This window comes from Pseudomonas sp. A214 (genome assembly GCF_900156295.1).
Taxonomy (GTDB): Bacteria; Pseudomonadota; Gammaproteobacteria; order Pseudomonadales; family Pseudomonadaceae; genus Aquipseudomonas; species Aquipseudomonas rhizophila.
In genome coordinates this window covers 239,017-262,173 of the sequence record NZ_LT707062.1, presented here as the reverse complement: position 1 = coordinate 262,173, position 23,157 = coordinate 239,017, and the positions used below count along the sequence as shown (strand labels likewise).

At 62.6% G+C, this 23,157-nt stretch carries 23 protein-coding genes; 5 read left to right on the top strand and 18 right to left on the bottom strand.

Annotated features, from left to right (window positions below):
- Positions 1-5 precede the first annotated feature (5 nt).
- The 14 genes from BW979_RS01105 to BW979_RS01040 all read right to left on the bottom strand — a co-directional run bounded on the left by BW979_RS01105 (position 6) and on the right by BW979_RS01040 (position 13,314).
- Positions 6-1,253 carry an NAD(P)/FAD-dependent oxidoreductase gene (locus BW979_RS01105; RefSeq protein WP_076382969.1) on the bottom strand — a complete coding sequence of 416 codons (1,248 nt, stop codon included), beginning with the start codon at positions 1,251-1,253 and terminating at the stop codon, positions 6-8.
- Entirely contained in the window at positions 1,240-2,385 is a 1,146-nt protein-coding gene (locus tag BW979_RS01100; protein ID WP_419417251.1) for a sodium:proton antiporter, read from the bottom strand. Before BW979_RS01100 ends, BW979_RS01105 begins: the two co-directional genes overlap by 14 nt.
- 8 nt (positions 2,386-2,393) lie before the next feature.
- Positions 2,394-4,733: an MMPL family transporter gene (locus BW979_RS01095; protein ID WP_076382965.1), complete on the bottom strand. Its 2,340-nt coding sequence runs from the start codon at positions 4,731-4,733 to the stop codon at positions 2,394-2,396.
- Positions 4,717-5,310, bottom strand: coding sequence for an outer membrane lipoprotein carrier protein LolA (locus tag BW979_RS01090; RefSeq protein WP_047225944.1), 594 nt, complete (start codon positions 5,308-5,310; stop codon positions 4,717-4,719). Before BW979_RS01090 ends, BW979_RS01095 begins: the two co-directional genes overlap by 17 nt.
- Positions 5,307-5,732 (bottom strand): acyl-CoA thioesterase, encoded by a 426-nt coding sequence (locus BW979_RS01085; RefSeq protein WP_076382963.1) that lies wholly within the window; start codon positions 5,730-5,732, stop codon positions 5,307-5,309. The genes BW979_RS01090 and BW979_RS01085 overlap by 4 nt, the downstream gene beginning before the upstream one ends.
- A complete protein-coding gene (locus BW979_RS01080; protein ID WP_047225942.1) occupies positions 5,725-7,269 on the bottom strand; it encodes an HAL/PAL/TAL family ammonia-lyase in 1,545 nt (514 codons plus the stop codon). Before BW979_RS01080 ends, BW979_RS01085 begins: the two co-directional genes overlap by 8 nt.
- A complete protein-coding gene (locus BW979_RS01075) occupies positions 7,250-8,194 on the bottom strand; it encodes an LpxL/LpxP family acyltransferase (RefSeq protein ID WP_047225941.1) in 945 nt (314 codons plus the stop codon). Before BW979_RS01075 ends, BW979_RS01080 begins: the two co-directional genes overlap by 20 nt.
- Positions 8,191-8,925: a glycosyltransferase family 2 protein gene (locus BW979_RS01070; RefSeq protein ID WP_076382961.1), complete on the bottom strand. Its 735-nt coding sequence runs from the start codon at positions 8,923-8,925 to the stop codon at positions 8,191-8,193. Before BW979_RS01070 ends, BW979_RS01075 begins: the two co-directional genes overlap by 4 nt.
- A 161-nt stretch (positions 8,926-9,086) precedes the next feature.
- Positions 9,087-10,766 (bottom strand): AMP-binding protein, encoded by a 1,680-nt coding sequence (locus BW979_RS01065; protein WP_047225939.1) that lies wholly within the window; start codon positions 10,764-10,766, stop codon positions 9,087-9,089.
- Positions 10,763-11,308, bottom strand: a complete 546-nt coding sequence (locus BW979_RS01060) for a membrane protein (RefSeq protein ID WP_047225938.1) — start codon at positions 11,306-11,308, stop codon at positions 10,763-10,765. The genes BW979_RS01065 and BW979_RS01060 overlap by 4 nt, the downstream gene beginning before the upstream one ends.
- Entirely contained in the window at positions 11,305-11,559 is a 255-nt protein-coding gene (locus BW979_RS01055; RefSeq protein ID WP_030140951.1) for an acyl carrier protein, read from the bottom strand. Before BW979_RS01055 ends, BW979_RS01060 begins: the two co-directional genes overlap by 4 nt.
- 9 nt (positions 11,560-11,568) lie before the next feature.
- The gene (locus BW979_RS01050; RefSeq protein ID WP_047225937.1) at positions 11,569-11,829 is read right to left on the bottom strand and encodes a phosphopantetheine-binding protein; all 261 of its coding nucleotides are present in this window, start codon (positions 11,827-11,829) and stop codon (positions 11,569-11,571) included.
- Complete coding sequence (locus BW979_RS01045; RefSeq protein WP_047225936.1) at positions 11,810-12,619, bottom strand: lysophospholipid acyltransferase family protein; 810 nt, start codon at positions 12,617-12,619, stop codon at positions 11,810-11,812. The genes BW979_RS01050 and BW979_RS01045 overlap by 20 nt, the downstream gene beginning before the upstream one ends.
- Positions 12,595-13,314, bottom strand: coding sequence for a beta-ketoacyl synthase chain length factor (locus BW979_RS01040; RefSeq protein WP_076386490.1), 720 nt, complete (start codon positions 13,312-13,314; stop codon positions 12,595-12,597). Before BW979_RS01040 ends, BW979_RS01045 begins: the two co-directional genes overlap by 25 nt.
- Before the next feature lie 359 nt (positions 13,315-13,673).
- Between BW979_RS01040 and BW979_RS01035 the strand changes: the two genes are divergently transcribed.
- Positions 13,674-14,444, top strand: a complete 771-nt coding sequence (locus BW979_RS01035; RefSeq protein ID WP_047225935.1) for a ParA family protein — start codon at positions 13,674-13,676, stop codon at positions 14,442-14,444.
- 122 nt (positions 14,445-14,566) lie between these two features.
- On the opposite strand, the gene trxC is transcribed toward BW979_RS01035, so the two are convergent.
- Together trxC and ycaC are read right to left on the bottom strand one after the other, a co-directional pair.
- Positions 14,567-14,989, bottom strand: a complete 423-nt coding sequence (gene trxC / locus BW979_RS01030) for a thioredoxin TrxC (RefSeq protein ID WP_171061286.1) — start codon at positions 14,987-14,989, stop codon at positions 14,567-14,569.
- 173 nt (positions 14,990-15,162) lie between these two features.
- Positions 15,163-15,789, bottom strand: a complete 627-nt coding sequence (gene ycaC / locus BW979_RS01025) for an isochorismate family cysteine hydrolase YcaC (protein ID WP_047225933.1) — start codon at positions 15,787-15,789, stop codon at positions 15,163-15,165.
- 156 nt (positions 15,790-15,945) lie between these two features.
- Here ycaC and BW979_RS01020 point away from each other — a divergent pair, with 156 nt between their 5' ends.
- From BW979_RS01020 to BW979_RS01005, 4 genes are all read left to right on the top strand, one after another.
- The gene (locus BW979_RS01020) at positions 15,946-16,851 is read left to right on the top strand and encodes a LysR family transcriptional regulator (RefSeq protein WP_188252209.1); all 906 of its coding nucleotides are present in this window, start codon (positions 15,946-15,948) and stop codon (positions 16,849-16,851) included.
- Positions 16,852-17,016: 165 nt separating this feature from the next.
- Positions 17,017-17,298, top strand: coding sequence for a hypothetical protein (locus tag BW979_RS01015; RefSeq protein WP_047225931.1), 282 nt, complete (start codon positions 17,017-17,019; stop codon positions 17,296-17,298).
- A gap of 165 nt (positions 17,299-17,463) precedes the next feature.
- Positions 17,464-17,760, top strand: a complete 297-nt coding sequence (locus BW979_RS01010) for a type II toxin-antitoxin system HigB family toxin (RefSeq protein WP_076382959.1) — start codon at positions 17,464-17,466, stop codon at positions 17,758-17,760.
- Positions 17,757-18,158, top strand: coding sequence for a helix-turn-helix domain-containing protein (locus BW979_RS01005; protein ID WP_076382957.1), 402 nt, complete (start codon positions 17,757-17,759; stop codon positions 18,156-18,158). Before BW979_RS01010 ends, BW979_RS01005 begins: the two co-directional genes overlap by 4 nt.
- A gap of 124 nt (positions 18,159-18,282) precedes the next feature.
- On the opposite strand, the gene selO is transcribed toward BW979_RS01005, so the two are convergent.
- Both selO and mscK read right to left on the bottom strand, forming a co-directional pair.
- Complete coding sequence (selO, locus tag BW979_RS01000) at positions 18,283-19,746, bottom strand: protein adenylyltransferase SelO (RefSeq protein WP_076382955.1); 1,464 nt, start codon at positions 19,744-19,746, stop codon at positions 18,283-18,285.
- Between the two features lie 37 nt (positions 19,747-19,783).
- Positions 19,784-23,146 carry a mechanosensitive channel MscK gene (mscK, locus tag BW979_RS00995; RefSeq protein ID WP_076382954.1) on the bottom strand — a complete coding sequence of 1,121 codons (3,363 nt, stop codon included), beginning with the start codon at positions 23,144-23,146 and terminating at the stop codon, positions 19,784-19,786.
- Positions 23,147-23,157: the final 11 nt, after the last annotated feature.

The following is a 23,157-nucleotide window of genomic DNA, read 5'->3' as shown; positions in this document are numbered from 1 at the left end:
CTTTCTCATGGTGCCGGGCTCGCACAGATTTCCGACAGCATGCGCAGGCGCCGCTTGGGTTCGCTGACGAACGGATTGCGCTCATCCCAGGCATAACCGGCGAGGATCGCGCTGATCATGCGGCGAATGTCTGGCGAGCCGTCGGTGTAGAAAATCACGTCCTGGAAGGTGCCGGCGTACCAGCCCTCGACGTAGCAGCGGAAGGTGTCGACGCCACGTTTGAGTGGCTCGGCGAATTCGCTTTGCCAGTCCACGCTTTCTCCTTGCAACTGCCGATGCAGCACCCCAGCGGCCATGCTGGCCGAGCGCATGGCGATGGTCACGCCGGAAGAGAACACCGGGTCGAGGAATTCCGCGGCGTTGCCCAGCAGGGCGAACCCGGGACCATGCAGTGTTTTGACATTGGCCGAATAGCCGCCAATGGTTCGCGCCGGGGTGTCCCATATCGCGTTGCTGAGTACACCGGCCAGGCTTGGTGTTTCGTCGATGAAGCCGCGCAGGCAAGCGTCAAGATCGTCAGTGCGACCGGCGAAATGTTCCGCCGCCGCGACCACGCCGACTGAACAGCGCCCGTCGCTGAACGGGATGGTCCAGAACCACACATCGCGTTGGGTCGGGTGAGTGGTGATAAGGATTTTTTCGCGGTCGAAGGTTGGGGCATCGATGCAATCTTCGATGTGGGTGAACACCGCCTGGCGCAGCGGAAAGTTCGAGGGCGCCTCAAGGTCCAGCAGGCGTGGCAAGACCCGGCCATAGCCGCTGGCGTCGAGGACGAAATCGGCCTCTACGAGGTACGCGTTGCCGTCTTCGCGTTGGACGCCCAGTTGTGGTTTGGCAAGTGAGAAGTCGGCGCCGGTGATGGCCTGTCCATAACGGATCTCGACACCTTGCAACGCCGCCTGATCGGCCAGCAGCTTGTCGAAGTCGGCGCGCTGCACCTGGAAGGTGGTGGGCTTGCCTTTGCTGAAGGTATCGCCGAAATCGAAGGCGCTGTAGCGCTCGCCCCAGGCGAACGCCGCGCCATTCTTGCGCTGAAACCCGGCGGCATTCACCGCGTCGAGCATGCCGGCCTCTTCGACGAAGTCCAGGCAATGGGACAACAGGCTTTCGCCGATGGAAAACCGTGGGAAATGCTGGCGCTCGATGACTAGCACATCGTGGCCCTTGCGCTTGAGCAGCGCGGCGGCGATAGCGCCAGAGGGACCTGCGCCGATGACGACGACCTGTCGACGTTCCATTTCAACTGTTGGCACTGGAGCTCCTGGCCGGGACGGCAATCGAGGGAATACGGTGGAAGCCGGCCAGGGCCGGCAGCAATGTCGCGATCAGGCCCATCAGCATCAGCGCAAAGTACACCGCCGGGCTGATGAGCTGTTGTTGTAACAGCAGGTTGAGGAACACGATTTCACTCAAGCCGCGAATGTTCAGCAAGACACTTTCGCGCCAGCGACTGGCGCCAGGGAACGAGGCCCCGGCCCAGCCCAATCCCAGCCAGTTGCCCAGCAGTTTGCTGGCGATGGGTAACAGCAGCAATGCGCCGATCTGGAGCCAGTCGAGGCGACTCAGGGCGCTGTGGACGTTGATCTGCACGATGCCGAAGGTGAGGATCAGCGGGATCGCCAGGTAGGTCTGCAAACCTTGCATCCAGTTCGTGTTGAGCGGTAACACCAGCGGCACCTTGAGCGCGGCCATGCACAGCAGATAGCCGATGCCGACAATCAGCGCGTTGAGCCGGTAGTGTTCGGCCACCACCAGCAAGGCGAAAAAGATCCCGCTGTGCAGCAGCGGCTGGCGCAGGCCAAGCAGTCGCAACAGCAGCGGCACACAGGCACCGGCCAACGGCAGCAACAGGCTGGCCAGGTGCAGGCTGCCTTGGGCCAGGGCGAACAGGCTCCAGCAGATCAAGTCGATCAGAATCGCGGTTTGCACCAGGCGCCGTGTGGCGGCGGGCGGGTAGTCGATGTGACGCAGGTACAGGTACAGCACCGGGATGGCGGTGATCGCAAACAGCAGCCCCACCGCCAGGGAACTGATCCAGGGCTGGGGCGGTAGCAGCCAGAGCGCGGTCGCCAAACCGCAGGCGAATGGAACGCCGAAGCTGGGCAGGGCGACTTTCACGCTCTGGCGGTCCAGCCGCAGGTCGATCACGTCGCTGAGGATGTGCCCCAGCAACAGGGCGAAGGCGAGGCTGTAGAGACTGCTCAGCCACACCGGCGCCACCAGTTGCGCGCCGCTGAGCTGCCAGCCTGGTTCGATCCAGAAGTACATCAGCAACGGCAGGCCAAGCGTCGCCAACAGCAATTGGCTGACAATCGGGATCAGCCCGAAGCGACGGCCGATGACTGTCGCCACCGCGAACAGCCCCAGGGCCATAAGCCAGAACATCAGGATGATCACTGGGCCGGCTCCGTAACCGCTGCCGCGTGGGCCTGATGCCCGGCCCACGGCGCTAGCATGAAACTGAAGGCCAGCCCCAGGCTGACCGCCAGGCCGAAGTTGCTCACCGCCGGCGTGCTGGAAACTGCCAACAGGCCGAACGACAACCAGGTGGTGACTGCCGCCAGCAGGGTGCCCAGCAGGCTCACCGCGGCGCCGCCTATCTGTTCGCGCATCAGGATCGCGTAATCGACACCGATGGCGGTGACCAGCAACAGACCGAACAGGCCGAACAGGGTCAGTGGCTGGCCCAGCCAGCCGAGGCTCGCCAGGCTGCACAGCGCCGCCAGCAACGGTAGCGCGACGACGCGAAGGGCGCCGCCGACACCGAACGGCCAGGTCAATAACAGCAGGATGAGCACGCAGGAGGCCAGTTTCAATTCGGCGGCGCTGACTTGCGTGGCGGCAAAGACCCGGTTCAGGTCCCCCAGACGATCGACCAGTTGTACGCCGGGCAGATCCAGCGTCTGCACCCTGAGCAGCGCTGCATCATTCAAGCCTTGCAGGCTGACCACCGCCGCCACGCCCTCCGCCGTCGGGCCGAGCCAGAGTGTGCGGTACGGTTCGGCCAGGGGGCCGGCCAGTGCGGTATCGATGTCGGTCACCGGCAAGGCCTGCAATTGCGTCAGTTCGGCTTGCAGTGCGGCGACCGGCACTCCCAGGTCCAGCAGCGGTTGCCAGAACGCCGGCAACCGGGCCAGGGCGTCACGCACTTTCTGCTGTTCGGCGGGCGGGCTGACCAGTTGGTTCAGCGACAGGTAGCCCTCCAGCTTCTCCAGGCCAATCAACTGCTCCAGCCGCTCGTTGAGCACCGTCTGACGTTCCAGCAGGTGTGACTGATTATCGGCGCGGATCAGGAAGAATTGGCTGGTGGGTTGGAAGCCGGTGATACGGGCGATGGCCTGGGCTTCGTCGGTCAACTGCTCAGGCGTGCCGATCCATTGGCGAATGTCGTTTTTCGTGGTCAGTTGCCAGAGGCCGCCGGCGCAGAAGATCAGCAAGAGCCCTAACAAGACCGGTGTTCGCACCCGCGCCAGCAACGCTTCGCGCGCCCTGAGCAGGTGTTCGCACAGCCGCAGCGGCCACTGGGCCGGGTGTAAGTCCACGCCCTTGAGCAGTGCCGGCAAGAGACAAACCGCTGTCAGGTAAGCACCGATCAAACCGGCGGCGGAAAAGATCGCGATCTGGGTCAGGGCCGGGAACGGCGTCCAGGCCAGGGCCAGGTAGCCGATGCAGGTGGTCGCCAGGCTCAGGCTCAGTCCCGGCAGGGTCAGGCGTAGGGCCGACCAACTGCGCCACGGTTTGAGGCTCCAGCTTTTGGACAGGTAGTGCAGCGGATAATCCACCGCCACACCGATCAGGCTGGAACCCAGCACCAGGGTCATGACATGCATGCGACCGAACAGCGCCACGCAGGCCACCGCGCCGAACAGGATACCCACCAGTACCGGCACGAATGCCAGCCACGCTCGCAAGCGTCGGAAGGCCAGCAACAGCAACAGCAAAATGCCGATTGTCGCCCCGCCGCCCACCCAGGTGATTTCCCGCGAAGCCTGTTGTTGGCCACTGGCGGCGTACAGCAGGCCGCTGGCCGCCAGCAATTGCCCTTGGGCCAGGCCCGCCTGATCACGGCTGCGTTGCAGCAGGTCGGCCACTTGCAGCGGCAGGTCCATGTCGAAAGCGTTGCCATGGGTGCGGGCCCGCAGCATCACCCAGTTTTTGCCGTCGGCTTCGGCAATCAGCGCGCCGCTGCCCACGTCCAGCTGTATCGCACCGCGTTGGGGCTGGCTGTTCTGGATGCGCCCGGTCAGGCCCAGCCAGTCGTCCTGGCTCGGCACCAGGCTGAAGCCGCTGAACGGATCGAAGAGCGCCTGCACCCGTTGCTGGATGAAGGCCTGGGGCTGATCGATCAATTGTTGCCGATCCGCGGCCGAGAGCATTGCCAGTCGCCCCTTGAGCAATTGCGCGCGCAAGGCCGGCAGATCGGCCTGCAACGTCCACTGGACCTTGTCGAACAAACCGCTGGCTTGCCATTGCTCGCCAAGGGTTTGCGCCAAAGCGATCGCCTGTTGGCGCTCGGTGTGCCCGACCAGTAGTAGCACCTCGCGGTTGAGGGGTTCTTGCATGCGTTGTTCGGCGATGAGTTCAAGCGCATCAGGAGCGGTACCGGGCACCAGCTCCATGAGGTTGGCCGACAGCGGCGCGCCATTGCGCCACTGCCAACCGGCCAGCGCCATCACCGCCAACAGCAGAATCAGGAACAGTCGCGGCAGCTTGTGTTCACTCGGCAAAGTCATGTTGCTCCGCTTCGCTCAAGGCTTTCGCGCTGGTGCTGTTTTGCATGCGCAGCACGGTACGGTCACCCTGGGTTTCCAGCAGTTCGATACGCTGCACCAGTTCGCCGCCATCGATGTTGATCTGGTTGAAGATTTGTTTGAGCAGCACCGAGCGCGGGGTCAAGGTGAGCTTCCACTGCTGCGGTTGGCCCGACAGACTGAGGTCGAAGTCCCGTTGCAGGCCGCTGCTGTCGCCCTGTAACACCGCAAGGAACAAACGATTCTGCTCGGCGCCGGCACTCTTGTTCGGCAGTGTCTGCCAGGTGCCGCCATCGCGCCGGGCGATTCCCAGGGGGGTGATGCGGTAATCCTGCTGCAGCGGGGTTTGCAGCAGCCACAGCAGGCCATGGTTTTTTGCCAATACGAAACGGCCCTTGCTGGTGAGCGGCTGGGGCAGGGCGCGCAGGTGCTTTTCCTGGATGAACTGGCCGTGGATCACGTCCGGGCGCGCCAGTTGTTCGCTCAACTGTTGCAAGTCGAACGCCTGGGCAAAGGGCGCCAGGCCCCACAGCAGCAGCCAGATGAACAGGCGTTTCACGGTAGTTTCCTCTCGACGGCTTGGACAAAGACCCGCGGCGAGGCCAGCAGCATTTCGCGACTCGCGACGTCCACCGCCACTTGCACCGAGCTGGCGCGGGTCAGACGTTCACCCGTGGCTGCGTCGCTGATCAGGTAATTGATCTTCAGGCGGTTCTCCCATTCCACCAGGCTGGCGCGCACGGTCAGGGTCTGACCGAACACGGCGCTGCGCACGTAGCGCAGTTGCAGGTCGATCACCGGCCACGCATAGCCGGATGCGAGCATGTCGTTGTAGTTGTGGCCGATCAGGTCGAGCAAGGCGCAGCGGGCCACTTCCAGGTACTTGACGTAATGACCGTGCCAGACCACGTTCATCGAATCGACATCGAAAAACGGCACCACGATCTGCGTTTCGACGTGCAACACCCCTTGGCTACGCATGCAGCCTCCAGTGTTGTTCGGCGATGCGTTGCAGGCACAGGCGCAATTCGCCTTCCAGAGCGCGATCCTCGATGACTGGCGGGAAATCCACGGCCAGCTGTTCGTGCATGTCGGCCAAGGCCGGCGGCAGCGGTCGGGCATCTTCGGCACGGCTGCGCAGCCACACGCCCTGGTTGGCGGCCAGCAGCGTCGCGGCGGCCACTTGTTCGGTCAGTTCCAGCACGCGGATCGCATCCCGGGCAGCGATGGTGCCCATGCTCACTTTGTCCTGGTTGTGGCATTCGGTGGAGCGCGAGAACACGCTGGCCGGCATGGTGTTTTTCAAGGCTTCGGCGGTCCAGGCGCTGGTGCCGATCTGCACCGCCTTGAAGCCATGGTTGAGCATCGCTCGCTCGGCGCTGGCGCCGGACAGGTTGCTCGGCAAGCCGTGGTTGTAGCGTTCGTCGACCAATAGCGCGAGCTGGCGGTCCAGCAGATCGGCGACGTTGGCCACCAGGTTCTTGAGGCTGTCCATGGCAAAGGCGATATGCCCGCCGTAGAAATGCCCGCCGTGCAGTACGCGCTCGGCTTCGGCGTCGATGATCGGGTTGTCGTTGGCGCTGTTGAGCTCGATTTCGATGAATGAACGCAACCAGTTCAGACTGTCGGCCAGCACGCCGAGCACGTGGGGGGCGCAGCGCAGGGAGTAGCGATCCTGCAGGCGATGCAGCGGCGCGGTGGGGGCGTCGATCGCCAGGTCCTTGCGCAGCCACGCGGCCACTTGCATTTGCCCCGGATGCGGCTTGGCGGCGAACAGGCGCTCGTCGAAGTGCTCCGGGTTGCCTTGCAGCGCGACCACGTTCAGCGCGGTGATGCGGGTTGCCAGTTGCAACAGGTAGTCGGCGCGGGCGAAGGCCAGGCAGGCCAGGCCGGTCATCACGGCGGTGCCGTTCATCAGCGCGAGGGCTTCCTTGGGCCGCAGCACCAACGGAGTCCAACCGAGTTCGCGGTGCACATCGGCGGCCAGGCGGCGTTCGCCAGCGAACATCACTTCCCGCTCGCCGGAGAGGGTGGCGGCGACGTAGGACAGGGGCGTCAGGTCCCCGCTGGCGCCCACCGAGCCTTCTTCCGGAATCAGCGGCAGGATGTCATGTTCGAGAAAGGCCTGGAGTCGCTCCAGCAGTTCCACGCGCACCCCGGACACGCCGTGGCACAGCGACTGCAAGCGTGCCGCCAGCACGGCGCGGGTGGCCTGCGGGTCCAGCAGTTTGCCCAGGCCGCAACCGTGGAACGTATACAAGTGACGGGGCAGGGCCTCGACGTGGTGCAACGGCACGGCCACCACGCAGGAGTCGCCGTAACCGGTGGTCACGCCGTAGATCACGCCTTCCTTGTCCAGCAAAGAGTCGAGGAATTGCGCACCCTTGGCGATGCGCTGGCGGAATGCCGGATCATCCTGCAACCGCGTCTGCACCTGACGATTGGCCAGGGCCAGTACGTCCTCGATGCGCAAGGGGCGTTCGCCGAAGGTTACCGGCTCAAGAGTGGGCATCGTCATCGGTCTTCCAGAAAGGGTAAAAGTTGAACCACTGTTGCGGTGCCTGGAGGCAATAGTGCGCCAGGCGCTGGGCGTAGAGGCCGGCCCAATGGGTGATGACCTGCTCGCGGTCGCTGCGTTTCCACACCACGGCCTCGGCGAAGGGTTCGAGGGTGACCCGATAGCGTCCCTCGTGCTTGAGGCACATCAGCAGGTTGATCGGGCATTTGAGCAGCCCGGCCAGCAGCCAGGGCCCTTGGGGAAATGCCGCCGGGCGACCCATGAAGTCCACGGTCACAGTGCGTGCGCCGTGCAGCGGTATGCGGTCGCCGGCTATCGCCAGCCACTCGCCGCGTTCCAGGCGTTCGCTCAGTTGCAGCATGATCACCGGGTCCAGCTCGCTGACCTGGATCAGCCGCAGATGCGTGGCGCCGGCTTCCCCCAGCAAACGATTGAACTGTTCGGCATGCTTGGTGTGCACCAGCACGTTCATGGTCACTTTCTCGCCCAGCTCGGCCAGGGCCCGGCACATTTCCAGGTTGCCCAGGTGTGCGCCCACCAGCATCTGCCCACGGCCGTCGCGCAAGTGATTGCGCAGCAATGCCGGATCGACGATTTCGATCTGTTCCAGGCTCAGCTTGCCGTTCCAGACGTCGAGCTTGTCCAGCAGGGAGTCGGCAAACGCCATGAACTGCCCGAACACTCGCCAATGGCTTGGGCGCAGCTCGGTGCGGCCGCTCCAGTCGGCCAGGCGCTGCTGGTATTGCCAGGCTGCCTGCCGGGCGCTGCGGCCGAAAATGAAGAAGTACAGGACGATGCCGTAGAGCAACGGACTCAATAAGCGGCGGCCCAACACCTTGGCGGCGAACGCGGTGAGTTTCATCAGCCAGAAACTGCCGCGCTCCTGGCGGTCGGCCCAGTGCTGCTTGTCTGTCTCAAGGCTCATGTTCGCCACCGTCGCCAGAGAATCAGGGGGGAGCGCACCAGCATGCCGAAGAACAACCGGGTGTGCATGCTGGAAATCAGTACGTTGTCGTGGAACAGGCGAAAGTGCGAAACCCCGTCCAAGGGGTAGTGAACCCGGGTACGCAACCAGCGCATCGGTTGATTGCGCCAGGCCAGGCGCACCAGGATGTCGGAGTCGAAATCCATGCGCTTGCCAATGTTCGCCGAATTGATCAGCGTCAGGACCGGTGGCAGGGGGTAGACCCGAAACCCGCACATCGAGTCGCGGATTTGCAGGGACAGGCTGTTGATCCAGACCATGACATGCGTCAGGTAGCGTGCATACAAGCGGCCTTTGGGCACACTCTCATCGTATTGGGGATAACCGCAGATCACCGCCTCCGGGTGAGCGCGGGATTGCTCGATGAAGTTCCTTACGTCGCCAAGATCGTGTTGCCCGTCGGCATCGACCTGCAGGGCGTGGCTGAAGCCCAGGCGCGACGCTTCCCGCAGACCGGTCATCACCGCGCCACCCTTGCCTTGATTGACCGCCAGCCTGACCAGATGAACCTGCTCGCCCTCGGCCAGCCGCTCCAATACCGCCGCGCAGGCCGGGCTGCTGGCGTCGTCCACCAGCACGCAGGGCAAGCCGTTGGCGAGCAGTGCCTGCACCACGGTCGCGACGGCGGTTTCGTGGTTGTAGACCGGGATGACGGCGCAGGGGTTATGCATGGTTTGCGCCTTCCACCGATCCATTGTGAACAGGGCGCTTATTGTGGCGAGGGAGCTTGCTCCCGCTCGAGTGCGCAGCACTCGCCCGGCGATTTGAAACACTTGGGGCTGCTTCGCAGCCCAGCGGGAGCAAGCTCCCTCGCCACAGGAGGGCGGTGCAATCAATCATCGGCCACCCCCAGGACAATCCGCCCACTCGAACAGGCCGCCGTGTCATTGCGATAAGCGAAGTACAGCTTGCCGCGCTCGCGGTCGAAACGCAGGTGCAGTTGGATTTCATCGCCGGGGCGCATCAGTTGCTGGAACTTCAGCACTTCCATGCCGACGAACCGCGGCGGCAGGTCCATCAGTTGTCGGCCCAGGCTCAAGGCCCAGTCGACCTGCACCACGCCGGGGAGGACCGGTGCGGTGGGAAAGTGGCCGCTGAAATACGCCAGGTCCGGGGGCACCAGCAGTTGCAGGCTCCATTGCCCGTCGGTTTCGACCTGTTCGAGCACTTGCGGGGCTTTGGGGCGCGCAGCCATCAGCAGGGCTTCGACTTCGGCCTGGGGCAGCTTGCCTTGGGCGTTGAGCGGCAACTGCCGCAGCCAGCGCCAGCGCCGAGGCAAGGCGAGGGTTTCGCAGTGTTCGCTCAAGTGACGGCGCAAGGCCTCGGTCACGGCGCGTCGACCCAGGTTGCGCAAGGCGTGCAGGCCGCTTTCGCTCAGCACCAGCAGCGCCCCGAGGGAGGCGCGATTTTCCTGGACCACCCCCAGTCGGGCTTCGCTGACCCAGTCGTGGGCCATCAACGCCCGTTCCAGCATGGGCAGGGAGATGCGTTTTTCTTCAAGCTTGACGATGCGATCCAGCCGTCCGAGCAGTTCGAAGCGTCCATCCCCGGCGATCCGCGCCGCGTCGGCGGTGTGTTCCACATGGCCGGCCGGCAGATAAGGCGAGGCGATCAGCAAGGCGCCGTCACTGTCCTGGCTCAGCTTTACGTCGGCGAAGGGCTGCCATAAGCCTGCGCCCTGACGCCAGGCGATGCCGCCGGTTTCCGAACTGCCAAAGATTTCCGTCGGCCATTGCCCCAGCCGCTGGTGCAGGCTTTGGGCGGCCTCGGTCGGCAAGGCACCACCGGAGGAAAATACCCGGCGTACGCAGCTCAAGGCTGGCCAGTCGAGGTTATCGCCCATGCGCTTGAGCAAGGCCGGGCTGGCGACCCAGGCAAAAGCCGGGTACTGACGGCTGGCGCGTTGCAGGTCTTCGGGAAAAGCCAGTTGCCGGCGCACGAATGTACGCCCGGCACACAGCGGCCACAGCACCCGAAACAGCAGGCCATAGATGTGCTGGGTGGCGACGCTGCCGATCACGCAGGCCGGGCCCAGGTCGGTGCCCCACAATTGTTCCAGGGCCTGGACTTCGTTGCTCAACTGACGCAGATTTTTCTCGATGCGCTTGGGCTCGCCGCTTGACCCGGAGGTGCACAGGCTCAGCCAGCACTGATCGAGGTCCAGTTCAGTGGCCTCAAGGGGGGCTTGTCGCAGGTCGTCGAGACGGATGTCCGTGGGTTGATCGGTCAACCACAGGTCGACGTCCGCCGACCAGCGCTGGCGGGTCTGGGCTTGCAGGTCGGCCGGGAGCAGGACGCTGGCCCCGGCGCGCCAGGCACCGAGCAGGGCCACCGCCAGGTCGGCGGCGTCTTCCAGGTGCACCGCTATGCGCCGTACGCCGCGGGCCTGCAGACCGGCGGCCAGGCCCAGCGCCGCGTCCCGCAGTTGCGAGTGGCTCAGCGCCGGGTCGACGGCCACAGCACGGTCCGGCTGGGCGCTGAGCAACATCTGCTCAAGTGTTATCCAATTCATGGGCGGCCTCTTACCCGTTGTCGTATAAGCCATTCAATGGCAAACAGCAGCCCCATCAATCCGTAGGAAATCAGGCCGGTGTACAACATCCACCAGCTCAGCGGCGCCCAGAGGGTGAGGGCGGCGGCGAGCAAGCCGTTACACAGGAAAAACACACTCCAGACCACCGTGACCTGGCGGGTATACACCACCGCGTTGGCCGGCAGCTGCGGTTCGCGCAGGCGCGCCAGGCGCTCGACCATCGGCGGACCGTATTTCAGACTCAGGGCGAACAGCCCGAGCATGAAGGCGCTGATCAGCACCGGATACCAGCGCAGCAGGAGCGGGCTGTCGAACAGCGCGAGCAAAACACTGAAGGCAATTGCCGTAACCGCCATCCAGCGGCTGCCGGGCCCGCTTTTACCGAGCAATGCCCGGGCCAGCCACAGGCTACCCAGCAGCAGGCCGAACTGCCATGGGGCGAAATGCTCCATGCCGAAATACACCGCAAAGGGGTACAACAGGCCCACCAGCAGCAGGCCGAGGCCAATCAGCCGGGTCATGCGGCCGGTTGAACCAGTCGATAGACCGCCTCGACCACGTCGTTGACGGTGCGCACCGACTTGAATTCTTCGGCGGCGATCTTCTTGCCGGTCTGGCGCTTGATGTGGTCGATCAGGTCGACTGCGTCGATGCTGTCGATTTCCAGGTCCTGGTACAGGTTCGACTCCAGCGTCACGCGCTCAGGGTCCAGCTCGAAAAGCTCGACCAGAGCATCGCGCAGGGTATTGAAAATGTCGTCACGAGTTTGCATGGTCCGGTCTCAGGCTACGCGATTTGCAGTGACGAAGGCCGCAAGGCTTGCCACATTGCTGAAATGGTTGCGGGTGTCCTTGGCGTCGGCATCGATCTTGATCCCGTACTCCCTCTGGATCGCCAGGCCCAGCTCCAGGGCATCCACCGAGTCCAGGCCCAGGCCTTCGCCGAACAGGGTCTGATGGTCGCCGATATCGTCGGTGCTGATGTCCTCCAGGCCGAGGGCGTCGATGATCAGCTGTTTGATGTCATGGTGCAGATCGCTCATCTTCGGCGAGCTCCTTGATGTAATAGTGATGCAGAAAATCGTTGAGCCTGCGCGAAGCCTGCGGCGCAGGGCCGAGCGCGGCGAACGCCTGTGGATCTATATCGGCCCCCACGTGGAAACTGAAGTGCACGCGGCGCTGAGGGATGCGATACCAGGGTTCGGCCTTGGTCAAAGTGGTGGGGCTGACCTTGATGGTCACCGGAGTGAGGATTTTCGCACCTCGCAGCGCGATGGCCGCTGCGCCCCGATGAAAGGCCGGTGGTTGGCCTGGCCGAGTACGGGTGCCTTCGGGGAACACGATCAGGCTCTGGCCGTCCTGCAGGGCGTCGCTGGCGGCATCAAGCATGTCCATGCTGCCGTCGTTGCTGATGTATTGGGTCGAACGCAGCGGGCCGCGGGTGAAGGGGTTTTCCCACAGGCTCTGCTTGACCACGCAGTTGGCGTCGCGCACCAGGCCGATCAGGAACACCACGTCGATCAGCGACGGATGGTTGGCGATGATCATTTGCCCGGGGCGACCGAGTTTCTCCGCGCCGTCGATCTGATAGGTGAGCACGCCGGTGCGGGCCATGAAACGGATAAAGAACCAGAACAGTCGCCCCACAGTGCGGCGGGCTCGCAGGCGGTGGGCCTGGGCGTCGCCGGGCAGCCAGGCCAGCAATGGAAACACCAGCAATCGCAGGCACAGCCCTCCTAGCCCGAACAGGACGAAGCTTGCCGCAGTCGCGATCAGGCGCCAGTAGTAGGCGTCGCGATGTTTACCGTTCACCGGTTGCGTTGCCAGGTCCATACACGATTCTTCCAGGCATGTTGGCAGGTGGATAGGTTGTTCAGCAGCGTACGCAACAAACCCAGGGCATGGGGCCAGTCGCTGGCGGGCCTTTGACCGGCCTGGGTGGACAGGTCCAGTTGCCAATCGTCGCCTGGAGTCAACAGCAAGCCCACTGCATAGGGGAAGGGCACATCGTTGACCCAGGGAGCGTAGACCTGGGGTGGCTGCTCTTCGGTGATCACCAGCAGCACCGCCGCCGCTCCCTCGTTCAGCAGCGCAACGGCTTCCAGGATCCCGTGTTCCAGCCCGTCGCCCGTGGCCGCCAGGGCGGTCATTTCGCTGGTTTCGCCGCGCAGGATCGACCACAGGCCGATCACGGCGTTATGCACCGACAGGCTGAATTGAGTCGGCGATAACGGTTGGTTGGCTGCCAGGTCCTTGAGAATCTCAAAAGTACGCGGGGTTTCGCCGTGACGGGAAATAAAGACCAACGGCAGGTTCGACCGGCCTTCGGCCAGCGGCCAGCCCACGCTGAAGGCCATCCGCGCCAGGCGACTGAGGCGACGGCGCTGCATGGCCGGCAGAAACGAAACGTCAGGGGCGGCATCGCTGGCGGGCAACACGACCGGCTGTCGGCTCCATGCCTGCCAGTCGTCCACGCTTTCGAGCCCAGGGGCCCACGCGCGCCATTGGGCGATGTTGAAATTGATCACAAATACACCCCACCCCTGCGGGCTTTTATTGTCACGGTTCAGTGGTTTGACCCGCGTCCAACCCTGCATGGTCTTGCGACCCAAGTGGCGCGCATTATCCGGGTGCGGTTGGCTTGTAGCAAATGCTGGTTACATTTTGCTCAGCGAAATGTACCGGTTCGTTCGTCCAGGCGCAGACAAGAGCCATTGTCGCGATTATGACGAGTATGTCTGTCGGACGTTTCTGTCACTCTCGCGCCAAGTTGATGCTTCAGGGGTGGAAAAAAACCTCCGGCGTCGTAGTCCGTCCGCAGCGAAGGTAGCGAAGGGGTATCGAGGCCTACTACACTCGGGAATCTTTGATACACGGAGGTTTTGACATGCGGCGCGTGGTATTCAATCAGAAAGGTGGCGTGGGCAAGTCCAGCATCGCCTGCAATCTGGCAGCGGTCAGTGCCAGCGAGGGGTATCGCACGCTGTTGGTGGACCTGGATGCCCAGGCCAATTCGACTCAATACCTGACGGGCCTTACCGGCGACGACATCCCCATGGGTATCGCCGATTTCTTCAAGCAAACCCTGTCGTCCGGGCCCTTCTCGAAAAAGAACAAGGTGGATATCTACGAAACACCGTTCGACAACCTGCACGTCATCACTGCCACCGCCGAGCTGACGGATCTGCAACCCAAGCTTGAGGCGAAACACAAGATCAACAAACTGCGCAAGTTGCTCGAAGAGCTGGGCGAGGATTACGACCGGATCTATCTGGATACCCCGCCCGCCTTGAACTTCTATGCGGTTTCGGCACTGATCGCCGCTGATCGTGTGCTGATTCCCTTCGATTGCGACAGCTTTTCACGTCAGGCGTTGTACGGTCTGTTGGCGGAAATAGAAGAGCTCAAGGACGACCACAACGAAGGGCTCGAAGTCGAAGGCATCGTCGTCAATCAGTTCCAGGCGCGGGCCAGCCTGCCGCAGCAGATCCTTGACGAACTCATTGCCGAAGGCTTGCCGGTTTTGCCGGTGTACCTGAGCAGTTCGGTGCGCATGCGAGAATCCCATCAGGCGAGCTTGCCCCTGATCCATCTGGACCCGCGTCACAAGCTGACCCAGCAGTTCATGGAGTTGCATAGCTTGCTGGAAAGCGCCTGATTGACTGGCGTATACAAGTCCACTGTGGGAGCGAGCCTGCTCGCGATTGCGGTGGCACATTCAACATAGAGGTAGCCAGGCAGTCCGCTATCGCGAGCAGGCTCGCTCCCACAGTGCTGAGGTCAAATCCCCTGGCCGCGCAACCAGCTCATCAACTGCGGCAACGGCAATGCCCCGCTCTGGCGCGCCACTTCGCGGCCGTCCTTGAACAGGATCAGGCTGGGTATCGAGCGGATACCCAGCTGTGCCGATAGCTGCTGGTTGGCTTCGCTGTCGAGCTTGGCCAGGCGGCATTTACCCACCAGTTGCGTGGCGGCCTGTTCGAACACGGGCGCGAAGGATTTGCATGGCCCGCACCAATCGGCCCACACATCCACCAGTAACGGCAGGTCACCCTTGATCTGGCTGGCATAGTCGCCTTGCTTGAGTTCGAACGGTTTGCTCAATAACACCTGGGCCTTGCAGCGCCCGCACTTGGGCTCATCGCCCAGGCGTTCGGCGGGGATGCGGTTGAGCCCGTTGCAGTGGGGGCAGGGGATCAGCATTGGGACAACTCCAGAAAAGATCATTGGTAAAGATTTGACCACCGTGTAGAGCACACCGCAAACACTTGTGGGAGCGAGCCTGCTCGCGATTGCGGCCTGACAGTCAATACGTCATTGACTGTCCTGCCGTCATCGCGAGCGGGCTCGCTCCCACAGGGGTTACGCGTTGCCGGTTACTTCGCGCTGGTCAGCGTGTTGTAGCTGGTCATCAGGTTGCGGTAGTCCGGGATGTGGTTGGAGAACAAGGTCGCCAGCCCTTCCACATCGTTGCGCCAGTCGCGGTGCAGTTCGCAGGCCAGACCGAACCAGGTCATCAATTGCGCGCCCGAGGAGGACATGCGGTCCCAGGCCGATTGACGGGTCAGCTCGTTGAAGGTGCCAGAGGCATCGGTGACCACGAACACCTCGAAACCTTCGGCCAGGGCCGACAGTGCCGGGAAGGCTACACAGACTTCCGTGACGACGCCGGCGATGATCAGTTGCTTCTTGCCGGTGGCTTTGATCGCCTTGACGAAATCTTCGTTGTCCCAGGCGTTGATCTGGCCGGGACGGGCGATGTACGGCGCGTCCGGGAACAGGCTCTTGAGCTCGGGCATCAACGGGCCGTTGGGGCCGGTTTCGAAACTGGTGGTGAGGATGGTCGGCAGCTCGAAGTATTTGGCCAGGTCGGCCAGGGCCAGCACGTTGTTCTTGAAGCGGTCCGGGTCGATGTCACGCACCAGCGACAGCAGGCCAGCCTGGTGGTCCACCAGCAGAACGGCGGCGTTATCTTTGTCGAGACGCTTGTAGGAAGTGGTCATGGCGTTAGTCCTCTAAGTTTTGGCTGCCGAACGGTTCGGCGTGGTTAAAGTTTTCAGTGTTGGTGTGTTGCTAAGCGATGGACATAGATTAAAACTGGCACCTTTGATGCGCTAGACTGTAAAAATCGGCCTTAGCGTTCTATTTGGAGAACGATCATCGAAGACCTCAACACGCTTTACTACTTCACCCAAGTGGTCGAGCACGGCGGTTTCGCCGCCGCCGGCCGAGCGCTGGACATGCCCAAATCGAAGCTCAGCCGGCGCATTGCCCAACTGGAAGAACGCCTTGGGGTGCGGTTGATCCATCGCTCCAGTCGTCATTGCTCGTTGACGGAGATCGGCCAGGCCTACTACCAGCGCTGCCTGGCGATGCGGGTCGAGGCCGAGAGCGCGGCCGAAGTGATCGAGCGCAACCGCTCCGAGCCCCAGGGCCTGGTGCGTATCAGTTGCCCGACAGCGTTGCTCAACAGCTGGGTCGGGCCGATGCTGACCCGCTACATGCTCAAGTACCCACGGGTGGAGTTGTTCATTGAGAGCACCAACCGCCGGGTCGACCTGATCCATGAGGGGTTCGATATCGCGTTGCGGGTACGTTTTCCGCCGCTGGAAAACACCGACATGGTCATGAAAGTACTGGGCAACAGCACCCAGTGCCTGGTAGGCAGCCCGGCCTACCGCGAGCGCCTGTCCTCACCCGCTTCACCGGCAGACCTGCACGGTTTGCCGAGCGTGCACTGGGGGGCGGCGCAGCGTGAATACCAGTGGGAATTGTTCGGCCCGGACGGCGCCAGCGCGTTGATTCGCCATGAACCACGCATGGTCACCGATGACCTGCTGGCCCTGCGTCACGCGGTACTGGCGGGTATCGGCATCGCTCACCTGCCCGCCGTGGTGGTGCGCGAAGACCTGGCTGCTGGCCGGCTGGTGGAATTGGTGCCGGGCTGGACGCCCAAGTGCGGGATCGTCCATGCGATCTTCGCCTCCCGGCGCGGGTTGCTGCCGTCGGTGCGCACGCTGATTGATTTTCTGGCCGAAGAATTCAGCCAGAGTGATATGGCGTAGGGCGCAGGCAGCATTACCACCGGATTTCCCTTGTGGGAGTGGACTCACGACCCAGGCATTTTCCCAGGACATTTATCAAGACTGCCATTCATCAGGTGCGCCGCACTGAAAACGCCCCAGGCCCTCAAAAAACACACAGCACCTGTTCGCAACCCAGGAGGCCCCATGAGCAATCCTCAAGACCCAACCATCCCCCAGGCACCCACCAACCCTAACGACGACGGCTTCGTACTCGGCACCGCCGGCCGCGACGAAGATCCGAACGCCGCCCCGTCCTACGCCATCGACCGTCGCCACGAACGGGATGAACTGACTCCCGAAGACGCCCGCGGCATGCCCGGCTACCCCGAGAAAAAACCGCCGGCCAAACCGGCTGGTGAAGCAGAGAGTGGCGAGGCAGAACCGGGCATCGAGACGCCTGAGCAGGGCAACGATAAGGTGGGGTGAGCAAGGCTCACATCCGCTCACATTTTTTGCCGAAGTCTTGAAGCCTTGAGTGACTAGGCTAAAAAAACACTTCGGCAACCTTCTGTCTATTTGGCTCTATCGCAATTTGCGATGCGTCCGATCTGTGTTTAACTCCTCCATAGCAAAATGCGATAAGGACATTGCATGCATGTGATCACTGAGAAGCGCATCTGGGAGGCCAAGGAAAAATGGCCGCGCTGCGCCAATTCGCTGGATCAATGGTATCGGCTTATCAAACGCAACAGCCCGGCTGACTTCGCTGCGATGAAATCCATTTTTCCCGCAACCGACAAGGTCGGTCCGCTCCATGTGTTCGATATTGGTGGCAATAAATTGCGACTGGTTGCCGTGGTTCGCTATCGGCCTCAGCGCTTGTACATCAAATGCGTGCTGGATCATCAGGAATACGACAGAGGCAAGTGGAAGGAGGAAAAGGGATGAGTGCACTAATCGAACAAGTCGCCGCCCATTGGGAGTTTGTGTCGCCCCTGCTGCGCAAACCCAGGAACGAGGAGGACTACGACCGGTTGGTCGCAGCTCTCGATGAATTGCTGGAATTGATTGGTGAAGACGAAGCCCATCCCCTTATGAGCCTGGTGGACATCATCGGCGAATGGATCGAGGCTTGGGATCACCAACATCGGCCAATGCCCAAGGCCAGCGGCGTCGAGACACTTCGCTACCTGATGCGCGAGCATGGCATGAGCCAGAGCGACTTGCCGGGCGTCGGCACCCAGTCGGTGGTATCGGAGGTGTTGAGCGGCAAGCGCCAGCTCAATTTGAGGCAGATCCGCTGGCTGGCGGGGCGCTTCGGCGTGTCGGTTGAAACCTTTATTTGACGTTTCCCTGTGGGAGCAAAGCTTGCTCGCGATACAGGCTCCTCGGTTTATGGGGAAGACCGAGTTGCTTTCATCGCGGGCAAGCCTTGCTCCCACATGCCTTGCCCTCGCAGGACTGAAGGTTTTACGACGAACAACTGATCTCCAGATGTTTGCCCCACTCCGGCGGGCGTTGCGCGTAGCTGTCCATGCCCGGCTGTTCTTCGAACGGCCTGCTCAGCACCGTGTGCAGGCGGCGGACTTCTTCGTAGTCGCCTGCCTCGGCGGCGTCGATGGCTTTCTGCGCCAGGTAGTTGCGCAGCACATACAGTGGGTTCACCGCGTGCATGCGGACGCGACGCAGGTCTTGATCGGCAGGGCCTTCGCGGCTGACGCGGGCAACGTATAGCTCGCCCCAGGCGTCGAAGCCCTTGAGGTCGACGAAGTCATCGCGCAGGGCGGCGACGGCCTGTTCGGGGGACTGATCGCCTAGCCGGCGGAAGAACAGGCTGTAGTCGACGCCGCTGTTTTGCATCAATTGCAGCAGGCGCTCCACCAGGTTCTGGTCATCCTCCTCGGCGCTGGTCAGGCCCAGGCGGCGGCGCATCAGGTCCAGGTAGTGGGCCTGGTACAGCGGCAAATACAAACCGAGTGTTTCACGCAGGGCCTCGACGCTGATGAACGGTGTCAGGGCCTGGGCCAGTGCGCTGAGGTTCCATTGGCCGATTGGCACCTGGTTGCTGAACGAGTAGCGGCCCTGGTCGTCGGAGTGGTTGCAGATGAAGTTGGCGTCGAAGTCGTCGAGGAAGGCGAACGGCCCGAAATCGAAGGTGATGCCCAGGATCGACATGTTGTCGGTGTTCATCACACCGTGGCAGAAGCCGTAGGCTTGCCATTTGGCGATCAATTCGGCGTTGCGCTCGACGATTTCGCGGAACATCGCCAGGTACGGCTCCGGTTGTTCGCGGCACTCGGCAAAGTGCATGTTCAGCACATGCTCCGCGAGGGTGGCATGCAACTCGGGCTTTTTGGTGTAGTAGAAGTATTCGAAATGCCCGAAGCGCACATGGCTCGGCGCCATACGCAACACCATGGCGGCGCGCTCCTGCTTTTCGCGCCATACCGGGGTGTCGGAACCGATCACGCATAAGGCGCGTGTAGTCGGTATGCCCAGGGCGTGCAGCGCTTCGGACGCCAGGAACTCGCGGATCGAGGAGCGCAATACCGCCCGTCCATCGCCCATGCGTGAGAACGGTGTCTGGCCGGCGCCCTTGAGGTGCAGGTCCCAGTGGTCCCCGGCCTCGTTGTATACCTCTCCCAGTAGCAGCCCGCGGCCGTCCCCCAGTTGTGGGTTGTAATGGCCGAACTGGTGCCCCGAATACACCATCGCCCGGGGCTCGGTTTCAGCCCACAGCTTGTGTCCGCCGAACAGCTCGGCGAACAGCGGCGCCTGGGCTTCGACTGGGTCCAGGTCCAGCAATGCCATGGCTTGGTCGCTGGCAACGACCAGCCGGGGATTGTCGATAGGCTCGGGTAGCACGTGGGCCGAGAAACCGTCGCCAAGACGGGCGAAGCGGTTATCGAAGGTCAATGTTTCCAGGGTTTTCATGGCCGTCTCCGGCGCGATGCCCGCAGGCGTCGCGCGATCAGTCGAGGGTGGCTGCCGGCGGCTCTGGCAAGGACTTGGGCCCTGGCGTGAGGGGAGGCTCAGGCGTCGCGGTTTTGTCTCCAGGCAAGACAGGTGTCAGCTTGTATTCCAGGCCTTGAAGATTTTTCAAGGAAACTTCTACCTGCCGAAAGGCAATGCTGATGTTCTGCTTCTTGAATTCGCGACTGATGAACCGGTTGATCTCGTCCAGCACAGGATTGCGGTCACCCAGGTCGCGCACATGCATGCGCAGCTCATGGTCCAGGGTACTCTCCCCGAAGTTGAGGAAGTACACGAGCGGTTCTGGTTCTTTCAGCACGCGCGGGTTCTCGCGGGCAGCCTTGAGCAGCAGTTCCTTGACCAGATCAAGGTCTGAGCCGTAGTCGACCCCCAGTTTGAGGGTTACCCGGGTGACGGTGTCGGTCAGCGACCAGTTGATCAACTGCCCGGTGATGAACGTTTTGTTCGGAACGATGATGTCTTTACGGTCGAAGTCGGTGATGGTGGTGGCGCGGATACGGATCTTGCTGACCGTGCCCGACAGGTTGCCGATGGTGATGGTGTCGCCGATCCGCACCGGACGCTCGAACAGAATCATGATCCCGGAGATGAAGTTGGCGAAGATTTCCTGCATGCCGAAGCCCAGGCCCACCGAGAGCGCGGCTACCAGCCATTGCAGTTTGTCCCAGCTCACGCCCAGGGTGGAGAGTGTGGTGACGAAGCCTATGCCAGCGATCACATAGGACAGCAGCGTGGTGGCGGCATAGGCGCTGCCCTGGGCCAGGTCCAGTTTCGACAGCACGAACACTTCCAGCAGGCCCGGCAGGTTACGCGCCAGGGCAAAGGTGATGCCGATGATGATCAGCGCGCCGAGCATATCGCCGATGCTGATGGGCACCATGCTCATGTTGGCGCCGGTGCCGCTGGTGTATTCGTAGAGGGTGATGTTGTCCAGATAGGAGAACACGCTGATCAGGTCCGACCAGACCCAATACAGCGCGGCGATGAAACCGCCCAGCAGCGCCAGGCGGATCAGGCGCAGGGACTGTTCGTTGACCTTTTCGATGTCCAGGGTCGGCTCCTCGACCACTGCTTCGCCATCACCGGCTTCCTTGGTCGCCTGACGCTTGGCCAGGGCGCGCTGGTAGGCCAGGCGCCGCGCCGCGACCGACAGGCCGCGCACGAAGGTGGCCTCGATCACCAGCCAGAACATCAGCAGGTACAGGGTATTGATCAGTCGGTCGCTGAGCTTCAGGGCGGTGTAGTAGTAGCCGAAGCACACGGCTACGAACAGGGCGATGGGCAGCGCGGTGAACATCACCCCGACGGCCTTGCGGAACAGCGAGGTGTTCTGGTGGGTCGGGCTGCTGAGCAACAGGCGGCTGAGCAGCCAGGCCATCAGGGCGTAGCAGGTCAGCACCACCGGCATGCCCAATACATCGTCGGCCAGGGCCGAGGGTTGCAATTCGGCCACGGCCACCACCGCGACCAGCGCCAGTACCACCAGCCCGAGCCGGCGGATCCAGCCCTGGAGGAATTCGACCTGGGGTTTTTCCCAGCGGAAATGCAACTCGGCCACGCCACCGGGCGCCAGCACCCTATAGGCGGTATAGAACACCAGCCAGGCCTGGCCGATCTGCAGCAGCGCCGCGCCGAGGTTGGCGTTCTGGCCCCGGGCGTCGATCTGCAGGGCGTAGCCGCACAGGGCCAGCGCCAGGGCTACCGGCATTGCCAGCAGGATATTGATCAGAATCGCCTGGGGGGTGTGCCACTGACTGTCACGCTTGAAGTGGCCGACGTCCTGGTGAACCTTGTTCAACCGGGCATACAGATTCTTGCGTCGCCACAGCAGCGCACCGATGAGCAGCGCCAGGGGCAGGAACAGCAGCGGCCGCTGGGTCAGGCCGTCCGCCAGCTCACTGAGACTCGAGGCCCAGGGTAGCGAGTCGACCTGTTTTTCCAGGCGCGCCGGCACGCCACGCATCCATTCGAAATCCAGCGGCTTGTTGCTGGGAATCCAGAACATTTGCTCTTCCAGGGTCGCCCGCAAGTTTTGGGCGGTACTGAGCAGTTGCTTCTGGTTGAGCTGCAAGGTGATGGATTCGTTAAGCACCGCGCTCAACTCGCGGTTCAGCCTTTCCAGCAGGTCGACCCGGGTCAGGGCCAGTTCCAGCAAGGTCTTGCGCAGTTGCGGCGTGACTTGCTCGGCAGGCTGCGAGGCCAGCAGATTGTCGACATAGGCGCTTGGGTTGTTCAGCAGCTCGCGTTGTTGACTGACTTCGAACTGGTACAGGCGAATGTCGGCAATCTGGTCCGCCAGATTCTTGTCCAGTTCCAGGCGCGGCAGGGTCTGGCGCTGTTTGTAGAGAATCTTGGACAGCAGCAGGCTGCCCTTGAGTACGCTGATCTGCTCGTCCAGGGCCGCGTCGGTCTGGGTAACGCTGTCCAGCAGTTGCTTGGTCTGCAGGTTCTGCTGGGTGACCTCATTGAGGCGGTCGGTGCTTTTGAGCAGATAGTCGGAAAGTTTCAGGTTGGCCGTGCTTTCGGTCGCCAGCAGGCTGCTGCCGCCGGCCTTCTGGGCTTCGATGGATTGCTGGGTCACCGTTTCCTGGGACTGGGCCAGTCGCTTCTGGTTGATCAGCGTCTGCAGGTCCTGGATTTCCTGCTCCATGCGGTCGATCTTTTCCGTCAGCAAGTCGTGCTGACTGTTGCCCAGGTCTTGCAACTGGCTGTTGCCGGCCAGCTCCTGGCGCCGCAGCGGAATCAGGGCATTGAGTGCGGCCAGTTCGGCGTTGAGCTGGTCGCGCTGTTCGCCGTTCAGGGTTTTACCGGCATCCTTGCCCGTCTTGAGGATGGTGTTGATCTGCTGGATGCGGGTCTGGCTGCTGGCGATTTCGGCCTGGGCGCGCTCGGGGCGGGTCTGGGCGGTGATGATCAGGCTGTTGGCATCGGCCAGGGCTTTTTGCAGGTCACTCTGCTGGGTGGAGCGGTCCGTCAGCATCTGTTCGAGCTGGGGCACCGGCAGGTTGGCGTAACGCTGCGCCACCGGCACCACGGGGGTGCTCTTGAGCCGGGCCAGCTCGCGCTGGTTTTCAATGTTTTGCTTGGGGGCACTGGCCAGCTGCTGTTTGAGATCGACCAGCTTCTGCTCGTATTCGGCCTTGCTGGTGAGCTGTGCCAAGGTCTTTTGCAGGGTCTCCTGCAAGGCCTTCTGCTCGGCTTCCGGCAGTTTGCGGTCAGCGATTTTGTCCAGGCTGGCCTGGACCGAAGCGCTGGTGAGCGGTTCGGCGGCTTGCAGTGGGCAGACGGAAAGACTCAGGCCCAGCAGGGCAATGGTTAAAAAGGAGCGCAGGGTAGGCATAGAGACCGGTC